General features: G+C 38.3%; 7 protein-coding genes and 1 tRNA gene. 5 read left to right on the top strand and 3 right to left on the bottom strand.

Features of this window, described 5'->3' with window-relative positions; translation table 11 throughout:
* The first annotated feature begins 49 nt into the window (after window positions 1-49).
* The gene (locus tag BSEPE_RS07275) at window positions 50-2,608 is read left to right on the top strand and encodes a bifunctional aconitate hydratase 2/2-methylisocitrate dehydratase (protein WP_066045651.1); all 2,559 of its coding nucleotides are present in this window, start codon (window positions 50-52) and stop codon (window positions 2,606-2,608) included.
* 71 nt (window positions 2,609-2,679) lie between these two features.
* Here the strand turns inward: BSEPE_RS07275 and rpmG are convergent, their stop codons facing one another.
* Entirely contained in the window at window positions 2,680-2,835 is a 156-nt protein-coding gene (gene rpmG / locus BSEPE_RS07270; protein WP_066045648.1) for a 50S ribosomal protein L33, read from the bottom strand.
* A 10-nt stretch (window positions 2,836-2,845) separates the two neighbouring features.
* A complete protein-coding gene (gene rpmB, locus BSEPE_RS07265) occupies window positions 2,846-3,082 on the bottom strand; it encodes a 50S ribosomal protein L28 (protein ID WP_066045643.1) in 237 nt (78 codons plus the stop codon).
* A 121-nt stretch (window positions 3,083-3,203) separates the two neighbouring features.
* Here rpmB and BSEPE_RS07260 point away from each other — a divergent pair.
* The 4 genes from BSEPE_RS07260 to BSEPE_RS07245 all read left to right on the top strand — a co-directional run bounded on the left by BSEPE_RS07260 (window position 3,204) and on the right by BSEPE_RS07245 (window position 5,788).
* Window positions 3,204-3,293, top strand: a tRNA-Ser gene (locus BSEPE_RS07260).
* Window positions 3,294-3,560: 267 nt separating this feature from the next.
* Window positions 3,561-3,815 (top strand): type II toxin-antitoxin system Phd/YefM family antitoxin, encoded by a 255-nt coding sequence (locus tag BSEPE_RS07255; protein ID WP_331710346.1) that lies wholly within the window; start codon window positions 3,561-3,563, stop codon window positions 3,813-3,815.
* On the top strand, window positions 3,805-4,110 hold the full coding sequence (locus tag BSEPE_RS07250; protein ID WP_066045637.1) for a type II toxin-antitoxin system RelE family toxin: 306 nt from the start codon (window positions 3,805-3,807) through the stop codon (window positions 4,108-4,110). The genes BSEPE_RS07255 and BSEPE_RS07250 overlap by 11 nt, the downstream gene beginning before the upstream one ends.
* Before the next feature lie 334 nt (window positions 4,111-4,444).
* Entirely contained in the window at window positions 4,445-5,788 is a 1,344-nt protein-coding gene (locus BSEPE_RS07245) for a YifB family Mg chelatase-like AAA ATPase (protein WP_066045634.1), read from the top strand.
* A gap of 7 nt (window positions 5,789-5,795) precedes the next feature.
* Here the strand turns inward: BSEPE_RS07245 and BSEPE_RS07240 are convergent, their stop codons facing one another.
* Entirely contained in the window at window positions 5,796-11,720 is a 5,925-nt protein-coding gene (locus BSEPE_RS07240) for a cadherin-like domain-containing protein (protein ID WP_066045631.1), read from the bottom strand.
* Window positions 11,721-11,724 lie beyond the last annotated feature (4 nt).

Below are 11,724 nucleotides of genomic sequence, written 5' to 3'. Positions count from 1 at the left end.
CAAATAAATGATAAAATTATACGCTTTATACATTCACTTATTTAAACAGATGAAGACAGCCTACTTAGCGCATATTGATGAGCGTGCCAAAAACAATTTACCTCCTTTAGTATTAAATGCAGAGCAGACTAAGTCTGTTGTCGAGCATTTAATTAGTGGAGACGATGATGGTTTTTACTTAGATTTATTGACGCATCGCGTGCCACCTGGAGTGGATGAGGCGGCTTATGTGAAAGCGGGTTTCTTGAATAGTGTTGCCAAGGGCGAGCAAAAATGTCAGGCGATTGACAAAAAGCAGGCTACTTTCTTGTTAGGCACGATGATGGGTGGTTATAACATTGCCCCATTAATTGAGCTATTAGATAATGACATTACAGCACAAGTTGCCTGCGAGGCTTTATCTAATACTTTACTGATTTACGAAGCATATCAAAGCATTTTTGAAAAATCTAAAAACAATAAATTTGCCAAAAAAGTGTTGAATAATTGGGCAGATGCAAAATGGTTTACAGACAAAGAGGCTTTACCAAAAATAATTAAGCTCACAGTCTTTCGTGTAGAAGGTGAGGTCAATACTGACGACCTATCTCCTGCAACCGAGGCCTGGTCGCGCCCTGATATCCCACTACATGCGCAATCTATGTTGGTTAAAAAAATGGACAATCCATTGGCTACGATTGAAAAGCTTAAAGAAAAAGGTCTGCCTTTGGCGTTCGTTGGCGATGTAGTTGGCACAGGTTCTTCACGCAAATCAGCGATTAATTCTGTGCTTTGGCATATGGGCAATGATATTGATTTTGTACCTAATAAACGCGGCGGTGGCGTGGTCTTGGGTGGTAATATTGCCCCAATTTTCTTCAATACTGCCGAAGATTCAGGTGCATTGCCGATTGAATGCGATGTGACAAAGCTGAATATGGGCGATGAAATTAGCATTTATCCTTATGAGGGTAAAATTACTAATAGCAAGGGTGATATCGTTTCTACTTTTAAATTGACACCAACAACAATGGCTGATGAGGTCCGCGCTGGCGGTCGTATTCCACTTATTATTGGTCGCGGATTAACAGATAAAACTCGCTTTGATTTAGACTTGCCTGTGAGCGATGTTTTCTTACGCCCAATTGATATTGGTAGCAATCATGCAGGCTACACACTAGCACAAAAAATTGTTGGTAAAGCCTGTGGTGTTGATGGCATACGCCCTGGCACTTACTGTGAGCCGCGTATGACAACGGTGGGTTCACAAGATACCACAGGTGCAATGACGCGTGACGAACTGAAAGAATTGGCGTGTTTGGGTTTTTCTGCGGACTTAGTGATGCAAAGTTTTTGTCATACTGCCGCTTATCCAAAGCCGGTTGATTTAGAATTACAACACAGTCTGCCTGACTTTATGCAATCTCGTGGCGGCGTGGCATTAAAACCTGGCGACGGCGTGATTCATTCGTGGTTGAACCGTATGCTGTTGCCTGATACCGTCGGCACAGGAGGCGATTCACATACGCGTTTTCCGATTGGCATTAGTTTTCCCGCAGGTTCGGGTTTGGTGGCTTTTGGTGCGTCGATTGGCGTCTTACCGTTAGATATGCCCGAATCTGTTTTGGTGCGTTTTAGCGGTACAATGCAGGAAGGCATCACCCTTAGGGACTTGGTTAACGCCATTCCGTATGTGGCAATTCAACAAGGTTTACTGACGGTTGAAAAAGAAAATAAAAAGAATATTTTTTCAGGTCGTATTTTAGAAATTGAAGGTCTGGAAACTTTAAAAATTGAACAAGCCTTTGAACTCACCGATGCCTCTGCAGAACGCTCTGCAAATGGCTGCACTATTAAATTGGACAAAGCGCCAATCGCAGAATATTTACAGTCTAATATTGCACTACTTTCATCAATGATAGAAATGGACTATGAAGACAAAAAAACCATCGCTCGTCGTATTCAAGCAATGCAAAAATGGCTAGACACCCCTGAATTATTGTCAGCTGATAACAACGCTGAATATGCAGCTGTGATTGACATTAACTTAGATGATATTAAAGAGCCAATTTTGGCATGCCCAAACGACCCTGACGATGTTAAAACTTTGTCAGATGTTGCTAATACCAAGATTGACGAAGTATTCATTGGATCTTGTATGACCAACATCGGTCATTTTAGGGCGGCCGCACAACTCTTAAAAGACGAATCAGAATTACCAACCGAATTGTGGGTCGCACCACCAACACGAATGGACCAAGCGCAACTCAAAAAAGAAGGGGTGTACAAAACTTTTGATGCGATTACCAAGCACACAGAAATCCCAGGTTGCTCCTTATGTATGGGTAATCAGGCGCGCGTTGCCAGCAATACGACGGTAGTATCTACTTCTACTCGTAACTTTCCAAATCGCTTGGGTGACAATGCTGATGTCTATTTATCCTCTGCTGAAGTGGCTGCCATTTCAGCAAAACTTGGACATATTCCAACAATAAAAGAATATTTGTCTGCCATGCAAGCCATTAAACCTGCGGAATTTGAGATTTATCAGTATCTAAACTTTGACCAAATCTCTGAATACAAGGATGTGATTGGGCATATTGCATTAGATACTATCTTAGAAGAATGATTTAAAAAATTATCAGACGATAAAAAAGCCACTGTAAAAAGTGGCTTTTTTATCGGAAGTTTAATTAAGGATTACTTAATTTTTGCTTCCTTATACATAACATGTTGACGAACAACTGGATCAAACTTTTTAACTTCTACTTTTTCTGGGTGAAGTCGCTTGTTCTTGGTTGTTGTGTAAAAGTGACCTGTCTTTGCAGATGATACCAATCTAATTTTCTCTCTCATATCTTACTCCTTAAACCTTTTCGCCACGGGCGCGAATTTCTTTTAAAACAACATCAATGCCTTTTTTATCAATAGTACGCAAGCCTTTTGCCGTTAATTTCAACTTAACAAAACGGTTCTCAGCTTCTACCCAAAAACGATGCGTGTGCAAGTTTGGATAAAAACGACGACGCGTTCTGTTGTTTGCGTGAGAAACATTGTTTCCACTTATTGGGCGTTTACCCGTTACTTGACATACTTTTGCCATGGTTCACCTATCTGAAAATCTAAAAAGAAAGCATTATACTTAAAAATATTACACTTTAACAGTTAAATTTTACAGATACTGTTTACTATTGATAAAAGACTTGGTATCATACGCGCCTATCGGAGGGATGGCAGAGCGGCTGAATGCACTGGTCTTGAAAACCAGCAAGGATTAATCTCCTTCTAGGGTTCAAATCCCTATCCCTCCACCATATTACTGCGCCTTTTTTCTTATTCTATGGCATTAACGACTAAATATCTATAATCATATAATAGAGCAATATTATGCTCAATTGAGTATTTAGTCGTTCGCCTTTAAAAATAATGGACCTAAAAAAGGGTAGCGCCCCCCTTTTTTCTAAGTAGGCTAGTTTAAAATAAAGTGTATACAACTATATATATAATATACACTCTCGCGAATAACCCACCATTTATTAAAATAATAGTGTTAAAATAAATACTTTATTTAATACTTTTTTATGATGGATAAGATACTATCAAACTATTCAGCAAGCATTAGCGAGTTTAAAAAATCGCCCACTAAAATATTAAACAACGCCAAAGGCGAAAGCGTAGCAATCTTAAACCATAACACCCCTTATGGTTATTTTGTGCCAAGTGCGTTATATGAGCAATTTATAAACTTAGCAGATGATTATCTATTGGGGCAAGAAGTGGAAAAAAGAGCAAACAGCAAAAACAAGACAATCCCTGTTAGTTTAGATGCGTTATAAATTAGAATTTAACGAACAGGCATTAAAAGAATGGGGCAAACTAAATTCCACCATTAAAGAGCAATTTAAAAAGAAATTAAAACAGATTTTAGAAAATCCCAAAATTCCTAAAAACAGATTGAGGGGATATGAAAATATCTATAAGATAAAATTAAGGCAATCAGGATTTAGACTTGCATATAAAGTTATTGATAATAGATTGGTAGTCTATGTTGTTGCGGTAGGAAAAAGAGATAAAAACAAGATTTATAACTTACTAAGACAAAGAAGCACAAAAGATTTTGGGTCTAGATAACTTGAGAGGCATAAAAAACAAAGATTTTTTACTATTTTAAAACTCCTAGCAGTGATTTTTTTGAGTATAGAGACGAGTATAAAAAATGGTGTAAAAAATTAATACTATATAAATCAGTTAGTTATATAGTTCTTTCAAATCCCTATCCCTCCACCATATTACTGCGCCTTTTTTCTTATTCTATGGCATTAAACGACTAAATATCTATAATCATATAATAGAGCAATATTATGCTCAATTGAGTATTTAGTCGTTCTCCTTTAAAAATAATGGACCTAAAAAAGGGTATCGTCCCCTTTTTTTTAGTCCTTTTTTTAGTCCCCTTTTTTTACTGATGAATTCAGGCTTTAAATTACCAAAAGGCCGCATTACCGTCAGCCTTGCCCCTGCCAATTTACCAAAAAGTGGTGGGCGTTACGATTTACCAATTGCAATTGGCCTCTTAATTGCAAGTGAACAAATCAACCCTAGTGTCAATCTGGAACAATTTGAATTTTTCGGAGAATTGGGGTTAGACGGTGTATTGCGCGTCACTGAGGGCCTGCTACCCGCCATTATTGCCAGTAGCCAAGACCAACGCAATATCATTCTGCCCGTGCAAGATGCCAACCAATACGCATTAGTCAGTCAAGCAAAAATCTATCCATGCGAGAGTCTTTTACAAGTCTGCGAACTGCTACATGGTGCAGACAATATCAATCAATTAGTGCATAATTTAGCCGATGAACAACTTGCTTATCAAAACGATTTTTCTCAAGTCAAAGGTCAGTACCACGCCAAACGCGCCTTAGAAATTGCCGTGAGTGGTGGGCATAATTTATTACTAATCGGTCCACCTGGCTCAGGTAAAACAATGTTGGCAGAACGCTTACCCTCTATCATGCCACCCCTCACCACTGACAAGGCACTAGAAAGAGCATCTGTCTATTCCGTCGCTAATAAGCCACTAGATTTAACGCAATTAAAAATCCGCTCATTTCGCAGCCCGCACCATTCGTCTTCGGCAGTCGCCTTAGTCGGTGGTGGCTCGCCACCCAAACCCGGTGAAATCTCATTGGCTCACGAAGGTGTGTTGTTTTTAGACGAATTACCCGAATTCCCAAGGAGTGTTTTAGAGGTATTACGCCAACCTTTAGAAAGTGGTGAAATCCACCTATCACGCGCTGCACAACAATCCACTTTCCCCGCTAATTTCCAACTTATCGGCGCAATGAACCCCTGCCCTTGTGGATTTTATGGCGATGGCACTGCCAAATGCCACTGCACCGCAGACCAAATTGACCGCTACAAAAACAAAATATCGGGACCACTACTAGATAGAATTGATATGGTATTAAATGTTCCGCCCTTACCTAAAAAAGACCTGCTTAACCAAGAAAACACAACTGCAGAAACCAGTGAAATAATCAGAGAAAGAGTATTAAAAGCCTATGAAAAACAAATAAAACGCCAAAGCAAAACCAACGACAAACTCACCCCCGATGAAATCGACAAACTCATTAAACTAGAGCAAGCCAACAAACAACTTTTAGAAATGGCAATAGATAAATTCCACCTCTCAGCCAGAGCCTATCACCGCATTCTCAAAGTCGCTAGAACTATTGCAGACCTAGACAACTCAGACACCGTAAATACCCGGCATTTAACCGAGGCGATTAGCTATCGGCGTGATGCTTGATAAAAACTTACAGCACAATCAAGACATCAGCATTAGATAAATCTTCAAATGATAAAGTTGCATTGGATAGCGTAATACTCACATAACTCTCACCAATGCCAGCACCATCAGAATCTATATGAACAATACTATCATTGCCTATATTTTCAACGCTAACAAAATCAGTGATATTCTGACCCTCTTGATAATCGACTAAATCTGAGAGGTCTAACTTATCACCCTCAGATAAACTAAAGTCAGTAATCGTATCATTGCCATCATTATTATTACTATAGACAAATGTATCACTGCCTAAGCCACCACTCAAGGTATCGTCTCCTTGGATGCCAGTGATAGTATCATCACCTGCCAAGCCTCTAATGATATTATCACCTTCATCGCCAACCAGTTGATTATCATTGGCATCACCCGTTTGAATCACATCAATACTCAGAGTTTTAGAACTTGTTGCAGTATCTGAATTTGAGAATTCTACTGATGTTGCTTCAATTTCTATATTAAGATGACCCGAGAAATTGCCAGTGATAAGTTGTAGATTGCTTAAATCATTTTGACTTAGTAAGTAAGAGCCATCTGCTTGTTTTGCACCATTATTAAGGGTTACTTCACTTGGCAGATTCTTAATACTAATACTTAATGTTTCAGAACCATCCGTATCATTCAGAACTGCTGTAATTGGCAATGCTAAGGTTGAGTTAGATGCCACTTCTAAAGTGTTATTTGAGCTAATCACCACATTATCAATCATCAGTGATGAACTAACCCAAGTATCTAGCAGGTTAGCAACTGCAAGATTGAGCTTACCATTACTACTTGCAATATATTGGAATTTCTGCCAACCATCGGATGCACCATAATCACCTACAGTACTAACATCTGATAGTTTGAAACTGTCATCACCAATTTTAACTAAGGCAAAATCATTATAAGGTGCATAATCATTAGTTGAAAATATATATTCAAAAGACACTATATCGCCTGTTTTAACATCTATCACTGTTTGCATGGCTGAGCCATTGGTAGCATTGCCATTAAAGGTATCTAGCTTACCATTACCCATGTTCATAAAACTCTCAAGCACACTTTGGTCAACAGAACCATATCCAGTGGTTAGCCTTGCCATGTAGCCATCATTATCTGCTGAGTTAAAGCCATCATAGCTACTCACCACATCAACATCACCAACTGTTTGCCAATTGTTAAGATTACCTGAGGAAAAATCAAATACATAATCGTTGGTTTCAACAAGCAGTAGTGGGCTGTCTGCTCTAGCAACCACCTCTACATTGATATTGCCGTAGTACTCGTTGCCACCAGCTACTACTGTATAGCTGAGTGTCTCTAATCCACTATAGTTGTCATTTGGTACTATTTTGATATTGCCATTTTCATCAATAGAACTAATAGAGTTTTCACTTCCAATATTGGTAATGGTTATATTATCTACACCGATATTGTTGGTAATTGTGCTTTTATCAATCACCAGTAGATTATCTTCCGCTACTGAGAAAGCTAAATCTGTTAACGCACTTGAACTGCTTACTTTAACTTGAGCAGTTTGACTAACGATGTTAGTATCCCCATTGCTACTTTCTGTTGAGATTGCATTAACGGTTAGATTATAGGTTTTATTTTTTTCACTAAAGGTGATTTCTAAATTATCATATTGCGTCTTGGTTAGTTGCCAATAACCATTGGTCAGTAATGAACCATGAGAAAGTGTTGCACTATTCGGTAGACCTTTAATAATGATGGTTAGGCTTTCTGAACCATCAATACCTGCTAGATTAAAATCAAATGGTAGTTTATAAATATCGCCTACTTGTACTTGATTATTTTCTGCGTTAACAACAACATTGTCAATCAAAAGACTACTATTAACAGCACCGTCTTTGAGGTTTAGCACAGCAAATCCAAGATTACCTGAACTTTGTGCTACAAAAGAAATTTCTTTCCAGCCTGAGTTGCCAAAGTTACCTACTTCAGCCACACTGGATAATTGATAAACTTCATTGCCAATAGAATAGGTAGCAAAATCAACATAGGGCTGATAATCATCGGTATCAAACATGTAATGGAAACTCACTGTATCGCCTTCGCTAACAATAAAATTACTCTTCAGTGCAGAACCATTGCTTGCTTGAGAACTCACATCTTTGACACTGCTATCACCAAGGGTTAAGAAACTGTCAATATCGCTACTGTAAGTTTTAGTCCCGCTAACACCTGTTTTAGTTGTGGTTTGCAACAGATACGCAGAAGAGCCTTCTTGCATAGTGTAACTCTCATAACTACTAACCAATTTATGATAGCCAATTTTGTCCCAAAAGTCGTTTTCAATATTCAGTCCGTAAGTTGTTGCTTGTTTGCCATTATCTACCACACTAACTTTATCAGCCACCGCTTCAACAGTTATCTTGGCTTTGGCATCAGTAGCCTCATAACCATCACTAATCTGATAATTAAATGCAATATCTCCACTAAAATTAGCCTTTGGTGTGAGTGTCCAAGTACCATTATTGTTATCAGTTAATGTTGCATTACCTGCATCACTACCAACAACAGAAAGACTAACCACGCTCAAATCATCCCCATCAAAATCAATGACATTAGCCAGTAGTTGTGCTGAGGTAATGGTGAGGCTTTGGTCTTCACTCATTGAGAGTGTTACCTCAGCAAGATTGATTGCTTTATGGTTGTAGAATTCAAAGTTGTCTTTAGTTAAAAAACTACTGCTTACACCTTCTAAATAAATTGCATTTTTATTGTGTCCAACATCAATCTTGGCATAAGTTTTACCATTTTGATTGACAGAACTAATGCTAATATCATCCATTGAACGCATGCTTTTAACATTGCTTAAATCAAGTGTGTCAACGCCTAATTCAAAATCCTTGATTAAGTTAGTCAGCCCAGACTTTGCTTCTTGGTCTTGATAAGAGAGCTTAAAGGTATCGGCATCACTACCACCTGAGATAACATCTAAATCACCTTCTAAGTAAATAGTGTCTTTACCACTGCCTGCATTGATAGCGTCATCACCCGCACCACCATAGATAACATCATCGCCATCTCCTGCATTAATAACATCATCGCCATTATCTGTAACAATATAATCATCTCCGCTACCAGAGTTAATAGTGTCAACAGACACACCACCATAAATAATATCCCTACCACCTGCTGTAGTAATGGTGGCGGTATTAGTGCCTCCAATAATTAAGTAATTGACATCATCACTATTTCCTGTAACTGTTGAGATGCCATCACCTAAGGTAACGGATTCTATATTGAGTTCGTCTAAGTTGACATTAACGGTGCTATCACCTTTAATCACCAACTTGTCATATCCGCTACCGCCATCAATATAGGTGCTGGTTAAAATGTCATCGTTATTCACCGTAATAGTGTCGTTACCACTACCTGCATTAAAGGTGTCAAGTCCTGCACCACCAATAAGTATGTCATTTCCACTACCACCTAGTAATGTATCATCTCCAGCACCGCCTGATATTAATACATCATAATCAGTGGTAGAGCCATCTAGCGTATCATCGCCAATATTACCCGTGACAATATCATAATTATTATCCTTAAGGTTGATATTCAGCGCATCAGGCGAGGTATGGAAATAACTGCCTTTCTCACTAGAGTCTTGCTCTAATCGCATCTCATAACCACTATCAGTTTTAACCATTTTATAGCCACTGGTTTTATATTTAAACGCAACATCGGCTACCTCGCCCGTAGTTCCATCGTCTTTTGTAAAAGTGGTTTTTCCAAAGACGGTTGAACCATCATCTAGTATTTGTTGCTGTTCATCAGAGACCAAACTAATTGAAGTAATCCCAGCTTGAGTGAGTGTTTGTAACTCCCCTGTATCTACAGCACCGTTCTGGTTGCTGTCTTGCCACAGTTTAAACTGGCTAAACTGTGTATCATTTGCGTTTAATACGCCATCATTATTACTGTCAAACTCGGTTTTAAGCGCTTCAAGATCTGTATCATCAGTATCTGTTAGTTTGGCAAAGGCAATTTCACTACTGCTTGTTATTTGACCGTCATTATTTTCATCAAAGACTAATATTGCATCTGTTGTCCAAGCGGTTTTTTCTAAGTAAGTATCATCATCAAAATCAAAATAGGCATTTGAGTTATCTAAAGTGGTAATTTCTATACCATTTCCATCTAGGTCTAGTATAACTGGCGCACCAGACGGGTATTCATTGTTGTATTCACCAGTCCACTCATCATATTTGCTGTTTTTCCATTCCTGATATTTTTGGCTTGACCACTCAGTGTATTTTTCATCATGCCACTCACTATATTTTGCGTCATACCACTGATTATATTGCTCGTCATTATTGATGTTTTCCTGATACCAATCTTCATAGGCTTCGTCAAACCATGCGTCATAAGTTTTATTAAACCATTCGTCATATTGTCCATCGAACCACGCATCGTAATTCTCATCAAACCACTCGTCGTATTGTTCACTAAACCACTCATCATAGTATTCATCAAACCATTCATCATACTGCTCGCTAAACCACTCACTGTAGTATTCGTCAAACCATTCGTCGTAATTTTCATCAAACCACTCGCTGTAACTTTCGTCAAACCATTCATCATAATACTCATCAAACCATTCATCATATTGTTCGCTGAACCATTCGCTGTAGTATTCATCGAACCACTCATCATAGCTCTCATCAAACCACTCGTCATAGCTCTCATCAAACCACTCGTCATAACCATCCTCTTCGCCATCGTAATCATATTTCCAATCATAATACTTTTCATCTTGCCATTCATCATACTTTTCGTCATATGTTTCCCAGTGTTTATCACTATACCAGTCAGCGTATTTTTCATCACTTAATCCATAATACTCATCGTAATACCAGTCAAAGTATTTTTCATCCTCCCATTCGCTATACTTTTCATCATATAGTTCCCAATGTTTTTCGCTATACCATTCAGCATACTTCTCGTCATTCAACTCATAATATTGTTCGTAATACCAATCAAAATATTTCTCATCCTGCCACTCATCATACTTCTCATCGTGTAATTCCCAGTGTTGCTCGCTATACCACTGTGCGTATTTTTCATTGCTCCACTCGGTGTTTTTGTTGCTGTGTTGTTCAAAGTATTGGTCATCTAAGTAATCGTCATATTGTTCGTTGAGATAAGTTTCGTAATTGGTATCAAACCACTGGCTAAACTCAGTGTCAAACCACTCGGTGTATTTTTTATCAAACCACTGGTCATAACTAGGAATATCTTCGTTTATAGTGGCTTTATCTTTGAATTCATTCTCAACTTGTTCAACGCTATCTTTTAATTCTGGATTGTTAGCGGCGGCATCAAGTTGATCTTGGAAGCTGTTAAGTGGGTTTTGGTTAGTTTGTGCATTTGGATTTTTTAATGCTAAATCTATTTCTTGATTGATTTTCTCAACATCTGATTCGCTAAGAACTTCTCTAACACCATCATCGTCTGACAATAATCTAGGGTCATTGGAGTATAAACTTTGTATGCGCTTGTCTTGAATATTGGTTGCTAATTTGCCATCTGATAATTCTTGGTATAACTTTGTCGCTAACTCCCCTTTATTATCATTTTGTTGTGCAAATCTTCTGCCAATTTCATTGTTCCACAAGTCCATTCGATGTTCGTATGGATCATTTTTATTTTTATTTTTAGTTTTATCATTTGGCAATTCGTTTTTATTGCCAAAATATTCAGCCACCCAATCAAATGTTAATTGAGACACTCGACCACTGGTATAAGCATGACGAAAGGCGTCTAAATCATCATTGTGCCCTAATCCTTGCATCTGAGCATCGGATTTACCTGAAAGGCTTTGATAAAAGTCACGAGCATCTTTAGATATTGCTTCCTTCCATTCTTTTAAATAATCTGACATTTTT

The organism is endosymbiont of Bathymodiolus septemdierum str. Myojin knoll (assembly GCF_001547755.1).
GTDB lineage: Bacteria > Pseudomonadota > Gammaproteobacteria > PS1 > Pseudothioglobaceae > Thiodubiliella.
Note: the sequence above shows the minus strand (reverse complement) of the source record. Positions and strands in the feature narration are given on the sequence as shown.